Below are 18899 nucleotides of genomic sequence, written 5' to 3'. Positions count from 1 at the left end.
TACTTTCTCATGAATAACAATCCTAACACCAATCCACAAGATCAGGACATCGATTTATCACAAATTTCAAAGAAAATAAACAATGCTTTTCAATCGTTTTTAGATTGGATTTTTGAAGGAATCTTATTTCTGAAAAGAAATATAATTATAATAGCGGTTTTGTTTGTTGTAGGAGCCGGATTAGGATATTATTTAGACAAGTCAGATAAAGTATATGACAACCAGATTATTGTCATTCCAAATTTTGAAAGTATTGATTACCTGTACTCGAAAGTTGAATTACTGAATGCAAAAATCAAAGAAGGAGATACGGAGTTCTTAGGAAAGTTAGGAATCAAAAATTCTAAAAAATTAGGAGAGATCGAAGTAGAGCCGGTTGTTGATATTTACCGATTCATTGAAAATAGCGAACAAAATTTTCAAATGATCAAATTGATGGCTGAAGATGGTGATATGAAAAAAATACTGGAAGACAATGTAACCAGTAAAAACTATAAATACCATTCAATATCTTTTGTAACCGTTGGAATGACGGACAGAAGTAAAACGATTGACCCGATTTTAAAATATCTTAACGACAGTGAATATTTTAGAATTGTTCAGAAAGAGCGCATTAACAATCTTAATCTTAAGATTAAAACAAATGAAGAAACAATCAACCAGATTAATGGTATTTTAAACCAATTGTCAGGAAGTATTGGCGGGCAACAAAAAAGTGATAAACTGGTTTATTACAATGAGAATACACAGTTGAACGAGGTGCTTAAAACAAAAGACCAGTTAATCAGAGAGATGGGCTACCTGAACATTGAGTTGCAAAACTATAATTCGATTGTAAAAGAGAGCAGTTCTGTTATGAATATCAGAAATACAAAACTGATAAACGGTAAATTAAAACTTGTTTTACCCGTTCTTTTTATCGGTTTATTCATGGCTTCAGGAATGTTTATTGCCTTTTATAAAAGACAAATGAAAAAAAGAAATTTAGCATAAATAATGAAGCATATTTTAATTACAGGTGGTGCAGGATTTATTGGTGCTAACTTCGTAACCTATTTTATTGAGAATAATCCGGATATCCATGTAGTTAACCTGGATTTGCTTACCTATGCAGGAGATCTATCCAATCTGAAAGAGGTTGAAAATCACAAACAGTACACCTTTGTTAAAGGGGATATTTGTGATAAAGAATTGATTGAGCAGCTTTTTGAAAAATATAATTTTTCCGGAGTAATCCATTTTGCTGCCGAATCGCATGTGGACAATTCCATTTCCGGTCCGGAAGCATTTATCAAGACCAATGTGTTGGGGACATTCCATCTTTTGGACAGTGCCCGGAAGCATTGGATGGTTGGACCTGGCCAGTATAAAGAAGGTTATGAATCGGCACGATTTCACCATATTTCAACAGATGAGGTATATGGCACTTTAGGAGCTACAGGCCTGTTTACAGAACAAACGCCTTATGCACCAAATAGCCCATATTCTGCGTCTAAAGCTTCTTCCGACATGATTGTAAGAAGTTATTTCCATACGTATGGTATGAATGTGGTAACCACAAACTGTTCGAACAATTACGGTCCGAAACAGCATAATGAAAAATTAATACCAACAATTATACGCAAAGCTATTTCCGGGGAAAACATTCCGATTTACGGAGATGGTAAAAACGTTAGAGACTGGTTATATGTAACCGATCATTGCAAAGGGATTGCGCTTGTTTTTAAAAACGGGAAAGCAGGAGAGACCTATAATATAGGCGGAAGAAATGAACGGGACAATTTATATATTGCCCATACGATTTGTGATATTTTAAACGAAGTATCTCCAAAAAAGGAAGGCAATTACCAGGACCAGATTGTTTTTGTTAAGGACAGACCGGGACACGATTTGCGATATGCTATTGATGCCGGTAAAATTGAAACCGGATTGGGATGGAAAGCAGATGAAAATTTTGAAACCGGAATCCGTAAAACGATTTCGTGGTATCTGGATAAAATGAAGAAGCAATAATAAAGATTCATTTTCGAATTACAGCAATTATACATGAAAGGAATAATTTTAGCCGGAGGTTCCGGAACCCGATTGCACCCACTGACATTAGCCGTTAGCAAACAGCTGATGCCTATTTATGATAAACCGATGATTTATTATCCGTTATCAACATTAATGTGGGCAGGAATTCGTGAAATATTAATTATTTCAACGCCGCATGATTTACCTTTATTCCGACAATTGCTGGGAGACGGAAGCCGTTTGGGCTGCCGTTTTGAATATGCTGAACAGGAACATCCGAATGGATTGGCTGAGGCATTTATTATTGGAAAAGATTTTATTAAAGAGGATAAAGTAGCGTTAATCCTGGGCGATAATATTTTCTACGGTACCGGATTGGCCGAATTACTGCAGGCGAATAACAACCCGGACGGCGGAATTATTTATGCCTATCATGTGCATGATCCGGAACGTTATGGCGTTGTGGATTTTGACAAAGACGGAAAGGTACTTTCCATTGAAGAAAAACCGATCTATCCGAAATCGAATTATGCGGTTCCGGGGATTTACTTCTATGATAACAATGTTGTTGCTATTGCACAGCGCATCAAACCAAGCCATAGGGGAGAACTTGAAATTACGGATGTCAATAAAGCATATCTGGAGCAGGGAAAACTGCAGGTGAGTATTTTGGACAGAGGTACCGCCTGGCTGGATACCGGTACGTTCCAATCGTTAATGCAGGCCGGGCAGTTTGTCCAGGTTATTGAAGAGCGTCAGGGACTGAAAATAGGGGCAATTGAAGAAGCGGCCTATAAAATGGGATTCATCAATGCCGAACAATTAAACGAACTGGCACAACCGTTATTAAAAAGCGGATACGGAACACACTTATTAGGATTATTACAATAAACAGCATGAATTTTATTCCTACAAAACTATCAGGATGTTTTATTCTTGAGCCTAAAGTTATTCATGACTCAAGAGGCTATTTCATGGAGAGTTTTAACGAAAAAACATTTCAGGACGGTGTTGAACAATCCGTAAAATTTGTTCAGGACAATCAGTCTTTTTCCTCTAAAGGAGTGCTGCGGGGATTGCATTATCAATCGGGCGAATACGCTCAGGCGAAACTGGTCCGCGTACTGCAGGGTGAAGTACTGGATGTAGCGGTTGACATTCGTCCGGAGTCGGAAACATACGGACAGTATGTAGCCGAAGTACTGTCTGCCGAAAATCAGCGACAGTTGTTTATTCCGCGCGGTTTTGCTCACGGATTTTTGGTGTTGAGTGAAACAGCGACCTTTTTCTATAAATGTGATAATTTTTACAATAAAGAATCAGAAGGTGGCATAATCTACAATGATGCCCAACTGAATATCAATTGGCAATTAAAACAGGAAGAGTTGCTGATCTCCGAGAAAGACACACAGTTGCCGGAACTCAATAATGCTAAGAAAGTATGGTAGTTTTAGTTACCGGAGCAGCAGGGCAGCTGGGTCAGTCCATCCAGGCTATTGCGAAAAACTACCCAGAAATAACATTTTTCTTTGCAACATCGACAGAGATCGATATTACGAATAAAGAAAATATTACCGACTTTTTTTTAAAAGTAAAACCGGATTATTGCATTAATGCTGCAGCATATACTGCTGTGGATAAGGCAGAAAGCGAACCGGAAAAAGCCTATTCCATAAATGTTACCGGCGCACAGTATCTGGCGGAAGTGTGTAAAGATTTTGATACGGTTTTACTGCATATTTCAACCGATTTTGTCTTTGACGGAAATAAAGATACCCCTTATACAGAAGAAGACCAGCCCAATCCTACGGGCGTTTATGGACAAACAAAATTAGAAGGTGAGCAGGTAATACAACAAATCGCAGAAAAATATTATATTATCAGAACCTCATGGGTATATTCGGAATTTGGGAATAACTTTATGAAAACCATGTTGCGACTGGCTTCAGAAAGAGATACGCTGAATGTTGTTAATGATCAAATAGGTACGCCAACGTATGCGGTGGATCTGGCAAAAGCGTTATTACAAATCATCACAAGTGCTAAAGAAAATTACGGGATTTATAATTTTAGCAATGAAGGAGTTTGCAGCTGGTTTGATTTTGCCAAAAAAATATTTGAGGTTAATGGTGTCACGATTGAACTAAATCCGATTCCGACATCGGCTTATCCAACACCGGCGAAAAGACCGAAGTATAGTGTTCTGGATAAAAGTAAAATTACTACGGTTTTTAAAATAGAAGCAAATTCCTGGGAAAAGGCACTGCTTACTGTTAAAATTTAATTTGAAAGCGCTTTTCAAAGTAATTCCATTTTTGTTTTTCTATATTCGTTAAAGATTTCTCATTACAATAATGCGGAACCGCAGTTACGATGCAAATTGCTTTCCATATTTTAAATGTAACCATTGCTTTTGGTATTAAGTGTTCTGAGATTGTAATAACAGTGAGGCTTGTCCCGTGACTTTTTATATAATTTAAATCAGCATCATCTTCAGATATGAATATTTATTTAGATAATATCATTTATTCCAATGTTACAAACGGAGGAGTGTCCAATTACTGGTTTGAACTTACAAAATACATTCAGAATCGCAATACCGACAACGTTTACTTTCTGGAGGACGATAAGGCCAGGGAGAATTTTCATAGAAAAATGCTGACCATAGATGAGGAACAGTTAATACATTTGAAAAGCAGCCTTTTGTCCAGAATCCGGCCGATAAACCATGAAATAAAGGAAGACAAGGCTATTTACCATTCCAGTTACTACAGAGCGTTAAAAAGCACAAAAGAAATTATTGAGATCACCACAATTCATGACTTTATACACAATTTCTATTCCCCGTTACATAAAAAAATTATTCACAACAAAATCAAGTACGATTCGATAAAGCGATCGCAGGGAATTATCTGTGTTTCTGAAAATACCTATAGTGATCTGAAGAAGTTTTGTCCGATAACAAAAAAGCAAAAAGCGGAAGTAATTTATATTGGCGTAAGTGATGATTATTTTCCAATCAGTGAGCTTTCGGCGGATGAAAATCAGTTTCTGAGCAATTACAAGATTTTGGGCAGGAAGTACATTCTTTTTGTCGGAAACCGGACAAACTACAAAAACTTCAACTATGTAGCCAATCTTTTAAAACTGGATAAAGAGCTGATATTGGTTACAATTGGCGGCGGAAACTTCACACCAAAGGAATTAAAATCATTGCAGACGGTAGATTTTAATCAGATTGTTCATATAAAATCGATTGAGAATAAATACCTGAATGTTTTATACAACGGTGCCCAGGCATTATTATATCCTTCCGAATATGAAGGTTTTGGGATTCCGGTTATTGAAGCCATGCGTTCCGGATGTCCGGTTATAGGATACAATCAGCCGGTTATCAGGGAAGTGGGCGGAACGGCGGCGATACTTTTTGATACCCTTAATGAAGCGAATTTTAAAAAGGCAATGGAAAACTTGGCCAATGATGATTTTAAAACAGCCTTACTGGAGAAAGGTTTTGAACAATCCAAAAAATACAGCTGGGAAAAATGCAGCAGGGAAACCCATGAATTCTATAGTCAGCTATATGATTCCTCTTTTTTATAAAAGAAGAAACATAACAGCAAAGCATATAATAAGGCTCCGTTTTCACGTTCAATAAGATTTTCACTTAAAAAATTAAGAAGAAAAAAGGCTAAAATACTGATACCCAGGAATGATCTTTTTGAAATATAAACTTTGATTATCTGATACAGGGATGCTAAATAAAGCAAAAAGCCAAAGATACCAACGGTAAGTATTATTCCAAAATACTGATTATGACTGTTATAGGATTTTGTATTGTCTTCAAAAGTAATCTTTTTAGCTGTATAGCACTCATCAAGGTGGCTCTGAACCCCGCCAATACCGTAACCCAAAAACGGTTTTTCTGCTATTTTTTCAACAGCACAGTGGTAAATGTTAATCCGGGCATTGGTAGATGATTTACCGGTATTGTTCAGATTTACCAATTCTTCAAAACGGTTTATATTTTTATACTTGGGAAGGTATTGTATGGATAAAGCGATAATTAGAGTTAAAACACCCAAGGCTACGACCGCTTTTTTTATCTTAAAATAAAAGAACATTAACAAGAGTAAAGAGAGCATCAGGTAAATTATCGGACCTTTTCGCATCAGGATAGCCATTATGACCCCAAAAAAGGCAAACACCATGATATATCCGATCTTGTTAAGGATGTTCTTTTCCTGTTTAATAGTATGAACAAGCATTAGCATGGCCACGCCAACATATAAGGAAAAATAGATCGGATGCATTGAAAAAGCTCCGAATCGGAGACTAACCAGATTGGAATAATGGACGATTGTTTCGGAAAAATTAAATTCCTGATTCCAGAAATAGCAGAAACTAACGATTATAAAAAGAACATTCGAAAAAATGAATAATAGAAAAAAACGTTTTTCTATCGTTGTTTTTAACCGGTAATCAGAGGCATCGAGCAGCCCGAAAATTACAGGAAATACCAACAACGAAGACATTGTTGATAATTTGGTAAAAGCACTTTTTAAATCGCCCGTATAGGCTATGCTGACAATAAAAATAAGGAAAAGCAGGCTAAGAAGACCAACTTTTTTAAAAGGAAATTTTTGTTCCGTACGATTTTTTATATAGTAAAAAATGGCTGATACACCTAATAAAATAATAGGGTAGGCTTTAAATTTATTCGGGATTAATAATATAATGCTGCAAAGCAGTAATGAAAGGTTGACAAGTTTTGAAAAAAGATTAGTTTTTTCTTTCATAATATTTTAATAAAGCAAACATTGATTTGGGAACAAATATTATCGCTAACCAGAAAGCAACGAGATAGGCTATTCCATTGGTTAAATCCCCTCTTAAGAAGTACATTAAATAAATTGCGGTATAAAAAGCAAAAATCACTTTCAGATAATCCTGGCTTCGTACCCATAAAACCATTCTTGAGAAAAAGTAAGCCAGTGCAATCGGGAAAAGTAGTATGCCGATTAGACCGAAATTGATATAACCTTCGGAGATATACGGGTTCGATAAATTATCGAAATTAAACTTATACTTGTCGATTAAATAATTACCAACTTTAAAGCCGGTTGTTTCCGGTTTCTCTTTCCAAATACTTCGGGGAACAAAAAAGAATACACTGCCCAATAACTGTTTCCCAACAACTACCTCTTTTTTGTCATGAAAGTCAATTGTGGCTAAAAAATTAGGGTAAGCATCATAATGCAACGAATTGAAAGCATCTGTTACATGAAGGTACTCGATATTTTTTATAATCGTATGTGGCTTGGTAATCATCTGACTCAGCGAATATCTGGAGTGTGTAATGATCGTTAGTAAAGGGAATAATAGAATCATTGATAAAAACATAAAACGAACGGTCTTAAAGTTGGTATCAATATATTTTTTGAAAAAGATAAAAATCAGGGTTATGTAAATAGGCCCAAGTGCATTTCTTTTTTCGGTTAACGGGTTTTTTAACATCAAGGTAATGCCAAGAAAGAAAACCAGATAAAATACGACAAAATAAAAATTAGTATTTTTTTGCTTATTATTCTGAAGGTAGAAGTAGGACAGAATTATTCCGAACATCGGAATAAAGAATAAAAACTTCTGGACAATCAGGTAGCTTGAAGTACTGGTTGCTTCAACTTCCTTATAGAATTCATTCTGATACTGAAAGATGATGGTCTCTAAATTGATGAGTACAATCAGTATTGTCAGTACAAATAACCCGGTAAGAATTACCGGTGAATTTTTATAGGAATTATAATAGTGATTATCGGGCAGGGAATCCGTTTTTTCATTAAACTTCAAATAACTGATAAAGAATATAATGTGAAAAACAAGAAGGTACAGATTGGCACGAATACAGATGTTTTCTTCAAACGGAAATTTCTGTATGAATTTTCCGCTTTCCATATAGCCGGATACAATACTGTCAATCTGGACTATTGGAGCAACAATAAAGAAGAGCAGGTTAAAAACCAGATAAACGCTTAAAAACGGAGAGAACCTTTTTTCAATATAGATATTGTAATAGGTAAAGATCCATAGTACAATAAAGTTTACAAAAAAGCTCAACTTTACTAAAATGGGGCTACTAAAGAAAAGAAATAAACCCGCAAAGATTAATGTGAAAAAAACTAAAAATGCTGATTTAGACCCCATTTATGATAAGTTTGGAAGAAAATTCAGAAATATTACTTTCTGAATTTTCTTAATTTTTTCTCCAATTCAATGTTTGCGATAAATACAGGACCTTTTTTCCCGTTTACAGGAATTAAGTTGTAAACAAAATTTTGGTCATCATATTTAAGTGATTCGTTAGGAGACCATTGGTTCATAAACTCGCCATTGTCACCATCAATATGGATGTCTTTATAATCTAAAGAGATATTTTTAATGGTAATGTTATCAACACTTTGATTTTCTCCTACATCCAGTCTTAATTTATAAGGAAGTGCTCCAACCGGGAAAGTAAAGACAATTTTTTGCATATCATTGCTGCCGTAAGTATATTTTGTCATCATGTATTCACCGGTAATTTCAACATTGGGAACAACAGTGTAAAATACTTTAAAGCGGTCATTAACAGGACTTTTAAATTCAACGGTTAATTCTACTTGCTTGCTTTTTGTTTCAGAAACGGCATTTTCACTTTCTTTTTTTGTTTCAGAACCACAAGAAACTAAAAATAAAGTTGTTAGCAGAAAAAAATACTTGATTAATGATTTCATAAAAGATGAATTTGGTTTAAGGTGAATCAAAGTTAAGGTTCAAATGTATAAAATATATTAATATTTGTAACTTGAAAATTGTATTTATTTAATCAGAAAAGTTACTTTTTATTGCAATTTATATAGCCATATGAAGGTGTTATCCATTGTTTGGTTGACATATTTTTTACCCTGATATTGAATATATTCCTTTTTGTCTTTATCGGATACAATAATGGTAATATTGTCGGTGTCCTGAATAATCTTATTCGTGATATTGGTTACATTAATAGCTCTAAGTTCTTTTTTTACATTATAGGAGTCGGCAAATAATGGATATTCCCAATCACTTAATATTAATCCCACTTTTTTAGGATTATTTTCTTTGAGTAATGTTGCTATTTGTTGATATTCCGGATATACCTGTAGCCGGTTACTAAAGTACTTTTTATACCTGGTATCATTGAGATTGATTGCTTTTGTAAAATCTTCACTACTGATGATTGGTCTTAAACTGTTATTTATAAAATAAAACCAAAAACTAAATAAGATAACAGGAGTATATAGAATTACAATCCATTTAAAATATTTGCAAACGTTTATAGCTAAAAAGATAAGACAGGTTGAAAGCAGGAAAATAGGTATGTGTAATCGGGTATGCCAAGGTTGCCATTTTAAATATCCGATAAATAGGGCTATTTGTAATATAATCACGAGTAGCAATAATAAGATGGAACGATTTTTTCTGAACCGGAAAAAACCGAATAATAAAATTATTGCTGAGGCAAGGGCTATCAGAAGTATATGTGCAGTATTGGAAACTAAATCCTCATGTGTTGAATCTTCAGCGCCATGATATGGCATTGAGAAATAATTGGTTAACGGACTGTCTATAAAGATTTCAAAATCATAATGAACATCCTTAATATATTGATCTGCTTCTTCGGTGATGGGATAACCACAATGAAGCCCCACGTTTTTTAGAAAATTTGAAAAAAAGAGGTATCGGTCCATCTCATCATTAGAATACATCTTCCCTTCCGCTTTATCTATGTTAAGTATATTGTGATCTATAGCATAGTTTCTTGTAAAATGACCTACATTAAGTACAATAACCAGTACCATACAGAGAACGCTCTTTGGCAGTAATGTTACATTTTTTGTTTTATAGAGCTTATGGAGAATAAAAACAGCAAAAACCAGTAAGATGGGAGCTAAAAAAACATAGGATGTACCCTTTGTAAGCATTGCCAAACCAACACTAAGACCTAAAAAAATAAAGTTTTTATAATTGCTATTGTGAAATGTTTTTAAACAATAAAACAAAGCAGTTATCACAAAAAAAGCACAAACGATATCATTTTTTGTTGTTGAGGCCTGTAATTCTACAGATGGTATTGTAACAGCAAAAAGCAATGCAAGAATTTTGTAAAATCGGCCTACATTATAATAACTTAAGATACTATAAATACTAAAAAGTGTGAGAACTAAAAACTGAAGTTGTACGCTATTGGAGAAAAGGTCATTTCCGGATAACAGGTTTAGATTCAGAATAAAATATTCTGCAAAAGGCGGTTGGTATAAATGCCTCAGAATATGAGTTGGGAAATGACTGATAGATTCGTTTCCAATCCAAAACATTATTCTGGACATGTGATACGTTAGCGAATCCCAATTGTTGGGCGGATAAATAATGCCTTGATAAAATATGAGAAGTGTACAGACACTGATTAGCAGCAAGACTAATTTTTCGTAAAAATATAATACTCTGAAAGCCTTTATGATAGAATTGCCTTTCTGTATCAGGATACGCCACGTTTCTTTTCTGTTTTTGAATAATAAACAAAATAGAAGAAGAGTAAGGATACCCCAGCCGATTTTTAAGGAAATTAAATTCAAAGATTTAAAATAGCTTAAAAATTCTGTAATGAATACGATAAAAGTAGAAAATAGAAGGGCAGTTTTTAAGATGGACTCTCTTATATTATCAACGGTATTATATCGAATCAGGATTAATAATAATAAACCACATGCGGCGTAAATGAGCATAGCTTAGATTATTTTATTTTTAGCAATCCATATTTTAAAATACAGTAAATGGCTCTAAATCCATCTTTCCATCCAATCTTTTTACCTTCTTCATAAGTTCTTCCATAATAGGAGATACCTACTTCATAAATTCGAATCTTTGGAATCCTGGAGATTTTAGCGGTAACTTCCGGTTCAAAGCCGAAACGTTTTTCTCGAAGTGAAATGGATTGAATCATCTGGGTGTTAAAAAGTTTATAACAGGTCTCCATGTCCGTAAGATTCAAATTCGTAAACATATTGGAGAGAAACGTTAAAAATTTATTTCCAATGGTATGCCAGAAAAATAGAACACGATGCGGGTTTCCACCCATAAAACGGGAACCGTAAACAACATCTGCAAAACCGGTTAATACGGGTTTAAGAAGTAAATTATATTCTTCCGGGTCGTATTCCAGGTCAGCATCCTGAATGATAAGATACTCACCACTGGCTTTCAGTATACCGGTATGTAATGCAGCACCTTTACCTTTATTTATTTCGTGTTTGAAATACTGAATATTCAGTGTGGGGTTGTGGCTAATATAGTTATGAATCGCTTCTTCTGTATTATCTTTCGAACAATCGTTAATGATGATAATTTCTTTTTCGATATTACCATCAAGTGCCACAGTTTTTAATTTGTCAAGAATAAGATGAATAGTATTGCCTTCATTATAGGCAGGAATAACAATAGAGAGTTTTTTTATTTTCACAAAGGGGGGGTATGTTGATTAAGACTGTTTTAATTATCTGTAAAAAAGACCATCTACTTCAAGCTGCATTCCTGTTTTTTTATCATAAAAACCATTTTCTATCGCAACAAGCTGAAAACCTTTATCATTAAGGCGTTTTTTGATTTCTTCAAAAGTCAGCGTCCCTTTATAAGACGGAATGAAAGACATTTCAATTTGAATCCCTTTTACAGATTTAAGTGATTCTTCTGCTCCCAGCAAAACCATTTCTTCATATCCCTGAGTATCGATTTTCAGGTAAATATTTTTATGGGCAAGTCCCAGTTCCTCAAAAACACTATCCAGTTTTTTAATCTGAATGACTTCTTTTTCAACGAAAGCTGCCTCCGGAGCGCTTTCGGTAAGCTGCGGAAGATTTTCTAAAAGGGAACTGCTAACAGAATTTTTGGAAATGTTGATGGTTGTTTCGCCATCCCGTTCCCCAATGGAGTAATTACAGGTCTTCCATTTGGAATCGCCTGAAGCATTTTTAGATAATTTATGAAAGGCTTCTTTCATCGGTTCAAAGGAAATAATCTCTCCTTTATAGCCTAAGTTTCGGATCTCTCCGCCAAATTGCCCGATATTGGCACCAATATCAAGAATAACATCAATCTGATGGTGCTTGATTAAAGCGATTCTTCTGGCTAATTCATCTGTTGGATATTTCGTTATTTCTAATCCTGTAGTAGAATTAAAAAAACGTTTCACTTTTAATAAGAAGCTTTTATTTTTATATATAAAGTTATTCATTTAAATCTGATTGTTAGTGGCATTTTTCATTCATAAGGGTTGTAAATCAAAACATTATATTTTGCATGCTCATGAAGAAAAACAGGAAATGCTCAAGACTCCTGCGGATAAAAGTAATAAAATACTTTTTAAGTATTTATGAGTGTCAAAAATAATCTAAAAAAGAACAAAAAATGTAATACAAGTTAAAAAAGGAAGATTTCAGTGAAAATTTTCACGAAATGATAAAAAGTAAAAAACAAACATTTATAATGCATTGATTTATAGGATTATATTGTTTTTTATGAAGCTTTTTAGAATAATCGGATGAGGGGTAATAAATAAAAACCATCCTTTCTTTATCAATAAAGAAAGGATGGTTTTTAAATATGACAGAAAAACAGATTTAGGAGATAATAGAAGTAATTATGGACAGCTTTGTACGCATGATTTGTCTATAAGAAAAGGAATCGTTTCGTTAGTGGTTTTATTGTATGGAGTGAAACCATTTGCCCTGCTTAAAGCGTGAAAATAGGGAGCCACAAAAGTCACTTTCCAGTCACCGGAATTAGGAGCGTAGCTGTTTATATTGTATCGGGGTAAGCGATCAGTAGGATTGTAACCGTTGTTTCCGGGTACAAAAATTGGATTCATAAAAGTAAGACCACTGCATTTTTGTTCAGCCGGACTGGTACTGGTGTCGAGTACCAAATCATCATAAGTACCGTTGGCAGCCATGCTATTGCCAGTAAAAACTTCACCGTTAAGGATGCTTTCTGCACATCGAATCATTTCCAGACCAGAACTTCCGTTAAATTCATAGCGATTGTTTGAGAAACGGTTAAGTGTACAATCCATAAGAAAGGCCCCTTTATCTCCGTTTTCAAAAATATTGCCGCTAATAACTGAGCCGTGAAGTCTGTTTCCTAAAAAAGCAACGGCTTTTCTATTATTGTTTCTAAGATAACCATAATAGGGAGACATTCCGATTTCGTTATTAAGGATCCAACAGTCAACGATACCTGTGTTTGATCCCTGATTCCCATAAGAAAGGTGAAGTGCACCGATATGACCATTGTCAACAGAGTTATCTGTACCATACGGAAGAGAAGGAGGAGGGCCGGCAGGAGGCATATACAATCCTTGCAGCATATTGTTTTCAATTCTGGATACAATTAAACTATTGCTTAATATACAATGTTGTTTACAATACACAATATTGTTATTGTACAAACGGTTTGCACTACCGTTAAACAAAACGGCCGCAATTAAGCTTTGTCCTGTTGCCACATTAGCCTCACCATCGATATTCAGATTTTCTAGGCAAGCATTTTTGGTATCGTTATCAAACTTAAAAATGTACTGGGCGCCCAAGGCTGGTCTTATAATAATTGGTGTCATATAACTTAAATCATGGCTAACACCTTGTTCGCCCGAAAAAGTAAAACCTGTCGGTACCTTAATATTCTTTAAGCGATAGATTCCTTTTGGAAAAACAATTTTTATGCCGTAAGTGTCCTTAAATGTATTGATTAATGTTTCAAGCTGTGAGCTATAATCGCTGGTGCCATCACCCAGAATACCAAACCATTTCACATTAATAGTGGTCCCTTCAATATTGCGCACCCATCGTCCGTTAGCAGGGTTGGTAATTGTAGGTTTAATAATCGTACCACCATTATCATTCGAAGAAGTATAACCACTGGCGCGCCAAATAAAGTGGCCACCACCACCGTAATTATCACTGGCATAGCCTCTTACATAAACGATATCGCCTTCGGTAGTGCCAATCGTACTGCGTAAGGTTCCTACTTTGTCGATAGTCATAATACCATTACTGACACTACCGCTGTGTAAGGCATAGGGAACACTTAAAAACTGACTCGTTCCGGAGGCGGTATAATTCGTTCCGCCGGTAGGGTCCAGTTCTACCTTTAAATATTTATTGCCACTTCCCCATGGAATAGTTGTGAAAGTACCGGAAAGCACGGTACCACCGCCAATATTCAGGTCATAAAGTCCCTGAGCATTGGTGGTTCGGGTATGTCTTTCACTATAAAGGACCGTTCCGGTTGCACTGAGATTCAGAATGCTGATTTTAATACCGATAGGGCTATTTATAATCGGAGTATTACTGGAGTTATAAGCAATAGATTGATAACTGATAAGTTGTGGTGCCTGAGAAAACACCGTGAATGATACTAATGATAGTAATATAAGTAGGATTTTTTTCATAAGTTTAGTTTTTTATAATTTTAAAAGATTCGGTACCTTCAATTTTCGGGATAACGGTATACGTTCCTTTAATCAATTGGGATAAGTCAACAACGGTTTCTTTGTATATGAATCGCTGTATTACCAATTGACCGGAATCATTATAAATTTCGATTTCAAAACGAAGCTCCAGCTCTTTGTTATACCGTATAAAAAGTTTATTGGCCACAGGGTTAGGGTAATAAGAAAAAGCGGGACCGTTAATAACAGCATCCGGGATAGGGATTGCGATGGTTATCGAATCATTTTCTTTTAACTGGGTTGTGTAGGTAAGCGGTATATTAATAACGCCCGTGATGTAGTTAAGAGAATTGTTAGAAAAAGAAGCCGAATTTATCCGATAATTGTTTGGCTGTGTATAACCGGATAAGCCCGAAACACAGAGTAAAAACAAAATGTAGGGTTTCTTCATATGTATTTGATTTGGTGGCATTTTAAAACAGCCACCAAATCAAATACATATGAAGAGGCTATTTAGGAATACTACGCACAATACTGTAGCATTCCAAAGGGATAAGAATGATCCAGAAAATTAAAATAAACAATGTGGATAGGGCAACACTATTTATCCCATATCCTAAAGATATTAAAAAATACGTTAAAGGAATTTTTAAAAAGAAACTTAATACTATAATAACGGTGTACCGGTTTAGTTTTCCGATACCGTTAAGGAAATTAGTATAAAAGGTCGTAAAAATCCGTATAGCTGTTATAAAGGCAATTAAAAGTATAAGATAGTCCGGAATCGGTAACGGCTCTTTAATCCATATAGAGATAATGAACGGACAGATAAGAGCCAGAAATGTAATAGAAAGTGTAATCCCTATAAAAAACAGATTAAAACGTTTAAAGCTCAACAATAAATTATGCCGTTTTTTTTCAATATAATCTTTTGCAAACATCGACCACATTGGCGATAATGCCGCAAATAAAATCATAACGGGAAGTTGGAAAATTTTATTTACCGTATCATAGGGAACCACGTCTTTAGGGCTGAAATTATTGGAAATAATATAGTTATCAACCGTAAAAAACAAAATAATACCCAATTGGATCACCATAAATTTTATACCGATCTTCAGCGTTTCACTGATAAAGTCCTTAGGCGGTTTCAGTTTTGTATTCAGATTTAACCCTTCCATTTTAAAGAAACGGATTGTGTAGCCTATATTTACCAGTAAACAGAAAAAACCATTTAAAAAGGAAACCAGTAAAAGTTTATGTTCCGGGCGAATATCCGGGAAGATTAACATGGCGATAAAAAACAGGAAAAGAAAACCAAACTGATTTACGGCAAGGGATTCTTCGGCATATTTGCCTTTCAGATAGGCTACATATAACGACTTATGGATACCGGCAATTAAGTTGCAGCAGAAGAAAAAAATATTAATTGTAAAAAGCAGCCATACAAACGATTGGGTATGAAAAGAAATATTTAAGGCTGTTTTTATATCAAAGAAAGAAATATAAGCCGTAGCGAGTATAAAAATGGATAAGGCTATATAAGCACTATATTTATAGGTGCTTTTAATATAGCCTTTTATCAATTCGATTTCGTTATTGTGAAGCAGGATCGGAATTTTGGTTTTCAGCGCACTCTGGATTCCGAAATCCATAAGTAAAACCCATTGAAAAACAGTAAATACTAAAACCCAGATTCCGTAATCTTCCTTTCCAAGGTATTTAATCAATAGCGGAATTGAAATAAACAGTGCCAATCCGGAACCGCCTTTATAAAAACCGCTCATCAAAAGATGATTGTTTTTTAGTTTTTGGAATAAAGCCAGAGGACTTTTAGTATTCATATCGCGATCATACTCATTTCAAACTGTCGTTGAAATTTTAAATTTGCTTCAGCAGAAATTATATTTTGTAACTGTTTTCATGAACCATCTGATTGATCCAGGTAAACGTTTTGACCATACCATCACGTAATGGTTCTGAAACTTCCCAGCCGATTTTTTCTTTATACAATCGGTTGTCGGAATTTCGGCCACGAACACCGGTAGGGCATTTGAAACCGTATTTATCAATAAATTCCTGTCCGTCAATATTTTTGATCGTAATATCTTTTCCGGAAATGTCGATTGCCATTTGTGCCAGCTGATTAATAGTAACCATCTCTTCCGAACCGATATTTACAGGTCCTAAAAAGTCGGATTCCATCAATCTTAAAACGGCTTCCACACATTCGTCAACATATAAGAAAGATCTTGTTTGCTGACCATCGCCCCAAACTTCAATCTGAGATCCGGCTTCCGATTCGGCAACTTTTCTGCACATGGCAGCAGGTGCTTTTTCTTTACCGTCTTTCCAGGTTCCCTGAGGACCGAATATATTGTGAAAACGTGCAACACGCACATCCAGTTTGTAATTTCTGTTGAATGCTAAAAATAATCTTTCGGAGAATAGTTTTTCCCAACCGTATTCCGAATCCGGATTGGCCGGATAAGCCGAAGATTCTTCACAGTTTGGATTGGAAGGATCCAGCTGGTTGTATTCCGGATACATACAGGCAGAAGAAGAATAGAAAACCTTTTTCACTTTTTTTACGACAGACTCTTTTGCCACATTTAAATTAATCATGGCAGAATTGTGCATCACATTGGCATCATTTTCTCCGGTAAAAATATAACCGGCACCACCCATATCGGCAGCTAGCTGGTATACTTCATCAACACCTTCGTCAATTACCTGTGCTACCAGAACAGGATCGGTTAAATCTCCTTTTATAAATTCGTTACAAATCTCTTCATGTGAAAAGTATTCGTGGTTTTTGATGTCACAGATACGAACAAAATTACCCTCATTTTTTAATCTTTTGGCTAAATGACCACCGATGAAACCACCACCACCTAAAACTATTATTTTTTTCATAATTATAAAGTATCAATTTTTTCAATGAAAGAATTCAAAATCATATTTTTTGAAAAATTTTCTATCATGTAAGCTCGTGCTTTTTTACCTATTTCCGTTTGTAAATTTTTATCTTCTTTTAAGGTCAGAATAGCATTCAGTATTAATTCCGGATCCTCATTGGTATAATACCCCCAGCCCTGCGATGAATTAATATGTCGGGCAACTTCCGAGCTCAGATCTCCGGTAATAACCGAAGGACGTGCGCTGCTCATCATTCCCAGTATTTTAGACGGCATCACCGAATCGATAACATCCGATTTTTGAAACAGTACGTGTAAATCGGCACTGCATAACAAATCGGATAAATCCTCATAAGGAATCGGCTCATAATATTTAATAAAACCAAGAAGCCCTTCCTGTTCCAGGCGGGCTAACAATTCTGTTTTATAAGCCCCTTCACCCACTAGGATGAATTCAATATCCGGATGTGCAATTAACTTTTTCGCTAAAGTAATATAAACTTCCCAGTTTTGTTTCTGACCGATATTTCCGGAATATAAAATCGTGAACTTATCTTTAGAAATATAGCTGTGATGTTTATAATTCTCCGGATTGATAAAATCAACATCCACCCAATCCGGGAAAAAAACAGGATTTGTTCTGGGTGCTTTCTGTTTAATCCGGTCTACCATTTTAAAACTGATCGAACTGATAATATCGGACTTTGTAAACAGGTAAGCTTCAATTTTGTATAAAATTGTTTTGAATACCCTGGTTACCACATTCTGTTTTAGTAATCCGGACTCATAGGCCGCATCAAATTCAAAATCTTTAATGGAGGTCCATAATTTTGCTTTTAATCGCCATTTTAAAAACAATCCCAGTACAACATTGGTTGTAAAAGGAATATTACAAAAAACCAAATCGGCTTTTCGCACCTTTTTCAGGTTAAATAAATTTCCGAAATTAAAAGATAATATGTGTAAGGTACGATAAAAAAAGTTTCTGTTCTCCGGAACAAAGAATTTGTATCGGTAAATGGTAACCCCATTAATAACCTCGGTATAATACCGGGGTTTGTCCTGGTAGTTCTCAGGAATTTTCCACATGGGATAATAAGGGAATCCTGTAATTACAGATACATTATAACCTTTAGTAACTAAAAATTCCGCTAATTGGGATGTATATAAACCTATTGCTGTATCTTCAGGGGCATAGTTTACGGTAATAAAGGTAATGTCTTTAATCATAAATTTTGATAATTTCCGTCCGGTTAATTTTTTCAATTAACGGGATAATCCAAATCGTCAGCATAATAATGTCATTGTGATTCCCTTTATTTAATATTTAAGAATCGTCACTATGCTGAAGATTAACAAATCACTAATCTTCCTTTGTTCAAAAGCAAAGAATATTTGAAATCCCGAACAACATCAGGTTGTAAAACTGATTGAAAAATCAATAT

17 protein-coding genes are annotated in these 18899 nt (G+C 35.0%); 6 read left to right on the top strand and 11 right to left on the bottom strand.

The window, feature by feature from the left end; all coding sequences use genetic code 11:
• Positions 1-9: 9 nt before the first annotated feature.
• The 6 genes from HW120_RS03610 to HW120_RS03585 all read left to right on the top strand — a co-directional run bounded on the left by HW120_RS03610 (position 10) and on the right by HW120_RS03585 (position 5619).
• Positions 10-993, top strand: coding sequence for a hypothetical protein (locus tag HW120_RS03610; protein WP_177730899.1), 984 nt, complete (start codon positions 10-12; stop codon positions 991-993).
• Between the two features lie 3 nt (positions 994-996).
• Complete coding sequence (gene rfbB, locus HW120_RS03605; protein ID WP_177730897.1) at positions 997-2013, top strand: dTDP-glucose 4,6-dehydratase; 1017 nt, start codon at positions 997-999, stop codon at positions 2011-2013.
• Positions 2014-2046: 33 nt separating this feature from the next.
• The gene (gene rfbA, locus HW120_RS03600) at positions 2047-2907 is read left to right on the top strand and encodes a glucose-1-phosphate thymidylyltransferase RfbA (protein WP_177730895.1); all 861 of its coding nucleotides are present in this window, start codon (positions 2047-2049) and stop codon (positions 2905-2907) included.
• 5 nt (positions 2908-2912) lie between these two features.
• Positions 2913-3464, top strand: a complete 552-nt coding sequence (gene rfbC, locus HW120_RS03595; RefSeq protein ID WP_177730893.1) for a dTDP-4-dehydrorhamnose 3,5-epimerase — start codon at positions 2913-2915, stop codon at positions 3462-3464.
• Entirely contained in the window at positions 3458-4300 is an 843-nt protein-coding gene (gene rfbD / locus HW120_RS03590; protein WP_177730891.1) for a dTDP-4-dehydrorhamnose reductase, read from the top strand. The genes rfbC and rfbD overlap by 7 nt, the downstream gene beginning before the upstream one ends.
• 215 nt (positions 4301-4515) lie before the next feature.
• On the top strand, positions 4516-5619 hold the full coding sequence (locus tag HW120_RS03585; RefSeq protein ID WP_177730889.1) for a glycosyltransferase family 4 protein: 1104 nt from the start codon (positions 4516-4518) through the stop codon (positions 5617-5619).
• Here the strand turns inward: HW120_RS03585 and HW120_RS03580 are convergent.
• The 11 genes from HW120_RS03580 to HW120_RS03530 form a co-directional block, all read right to left on the bottom strand.
• On the bottom strand, positions 5592-6815 hold the full coding sequence (locus HW120_RS03580) for an O-antigen ligase family protein (RefSeq protein ID WP_177730887.1): 1224 nt from the start codon (positions 6813-6815) through the stop codon (positions 5592-5594). The genes HW120_RS03585 and HW120_RS03580 overlap by 28 nt on opposite strands.
• Entirely contained in the window at positions 6799-8133 is a 1335-nt protein-coding gene (locus HW120_RS03575; RefSeq protein ID WP_246297026.1) for an O-antigen polymerase, read from the bottom strand. Before HW120_RS03575 ends, HW120_RS03580 begins: the two co-directional genes overlap by 17 nt.
• Positions 8134-8252: 119 nt before the next feature.
• Positions 8253-8789, bottom strand: a complete 537-nt coding sequence (locus HW120_RS03570) for a hypothetical protein (RefSeq protein ID WP_177730883.1) — start codon at positions 8787-8789, stop codon at positions 8253-8255.
• A 108-nt stretch (positions 8790-8897) separates the two neighbouring features.
• Complete coding sequence (locus HW120_RS03565) at positions 8898-10817, bottom strand: ArnT family glycosyltransferase (RefSeq protein WP_177730881.1); 1920 nt, start codon at positions 10815-10817, stop codon at positions 8898-8900.
• Positions 10818-10825: 8 nt separating this feature from the next.
• Positions 10826-11551 (bottom strand): glycosyltransferase family 2 protein, encoded by a 726-nt coding sequence (locus HW120_RS03560; RefSeq protein WP_177730879.1) that lies wholly within the window; start codon positions 11549-11551, stop codon positions 10826-10828.
• Between the two features lie 33 nt (positions 11552-11584).
• The gene (locus HW120_RS03555; RefSeq protein ID WP_177730878.1) at positions 11585-12322 is read right to left on the bottom strand and encodes an FkbM family methyltransferase; all 738 of its coding nucleotides are present in this window, start codon (positions 12320-12322) and stop codon (positions 11585-11587) included.
• A 405-nt stretch (positions 12323-12727) separates the two neighbouring features.
• Complete coding sequence (locus HW120_RS03550; RefSeq protein ID WP_177730876.1) at positions 12728-14536, bottom strand: hypothetical protein; 1809 nt, start codon at positions 14534-14536, stop codon at positions 12728-12730.
• 4 nt (positions 14537-14540) lie between these two features.
• Positions 14541-14987, bottom strand: coding sequence for a T9SS type A sorting domain-containing protein (locus HW120_RS03545; protein ID WP_177730874.1), 447 nt, complete (start codon positions 14985-14987; stop codon positions 14541-14543).
• 58 nt (positions 14988-15045) lie between these two features.
• Entirely contained in the window at positions 15046-16380 is a 1335-nt protein-coding gene (locus tag HW120_RS03540; RefSeq protein ID WP_177730872.1) for a lipopolysaccharide biosynthesis protein, read from the bottom strand.
• Between the two features lie 58 nt (positions 16381-16438).
• Entirely contained in the window at positions 16439-17452 is a 1014-nt protein-coding gene (locus HW120_RS03535; RefSeq protein WP_177730870.1) for an NAD-dependent epimerase/dehydratase family protein, read from the bottom strand.
• 2 nt (positions 17453-17454) lie between these two features.
• Complete coding sequence (locus tag HW120_RS03530; RefSeq protein WP_218618739.1) at positions 17455-18684, bottom strand: WcaI family glycosyltransferase; 1230 nt, start codon at positions 18682-18684, stop codon at positions 17455-17457.
• Positions 18685-18899 lie beyond the last annotated feature (215 nt).

This window comes from Flavobacterium inviolabile (genome assembly GCF_013389455.1).
GTDB lineage: Bacteria > Bacteroidota > Bacteroidia > Flavobacteriales > Flavobacteriaceae > Flavobacterium > Flavobacterium inviolabile.
Note: the sequence above shows the minus strand (reverse complement) of the source record. Positions and strands in the feature narration are given on the sequence as shown.

Coding starts and splice junctions, on each gene's coding strand:
- HW120_RS03610 (WP_177730899.1), top strand. CDS start 10: ATGAATAACAATCCTAACACCAATCCACAAGATCAGGACATCGATTTA.
- HW120_RS03585 (WP_177730889.1), top strand. CDS start 4,516: ATGAATATTTATTTAGATAATATCATTTATTCCAATGTTACAAACGGA.
- rfbC (WP_177730893.1), top strand. CDS start 2,913: ATGAATTTTATTCCTACAAAACTATCAGGATGTTTTATTCTTGAGCCT.
- HW120_RS03535 (WP_177730870.1), bottom strand. CDS start 17,452: ATGAAAAAAATAATAGTTTTAGGTGGTGGTGGTTTCATCGGTGGTCAT.
- rfbB (WP_177730897.1), top strand. CDS start 997: ATGAAGCATATTTTAATTACAGGTGGTGCAGGATTTATTGGTGCTAAC.
- HW120_RS03540 (WP_177730872.1), bottom strand. CDS start 16,380: ATGAATACTAAAAGTCCTCTGGCTTTATTCCAAAAACTAAAAAACAAT.
- HW120_RS03550 (WP_177730876.1), bottom strand. CDS start 14,536: ATGAAAAAAATCCTACTTATATTACTATCATTAGTATCATTCACGGTG.
- HW120_RS03545 (WP_177730874.1), bottom strand. CDS start 14,987: ATGAAGAAACCCTACATTTTGTTTTTACTCTGTGTTTCGGGCTTATCC.
- HW120_RS03565 (WP_177730881.1), bottom strand. CDS start 10,817: ATGCTCATTTACGCCGCATGTGGTTTATTATTATTAATCCTGATTCGA.
- rfbD (WP_177730891.1), top strand. CDS start 3,458: ATGGTAGTTTTAGTTACCGGAGCAGCAGGGCAGCTGGGTCAGTCCATC.
- HW120_RS03555 (WP_177730878.1), bottom strand. CDS start 12,322: ATGAATAACTTTATATATAAAAATAAAAGCTTCTTATTAAAAGTGAAA.
- HW120_RS03580 (WP_177730887.1), bottom strand. CDS start 6,815: ATGAAAGAAAAAACTAATCTTTTTTCAAAACTTGTCAACCTTTCATTA.
- HW120_RS03530 (WP_218618739.1), bottom strand. CDS start 18,684: ATGATTAAAGACATTACCTTTATTACCGTAAACTATGCCCCTGAAGAT.
- HW120_RS03570 (WP_177730883.1), bottom strand. CDS start 8,789: ATGAAATCATTAATCAAGTATTTTTTTCTGCTAACAACTTTATTTTTA.
- rfbA (WP_177730895.1), top strand. CDS start 2,047: ATGAAAGGAATAATTTTAGCCGGAGGTTCCGGAACCCGATTGCACCCA.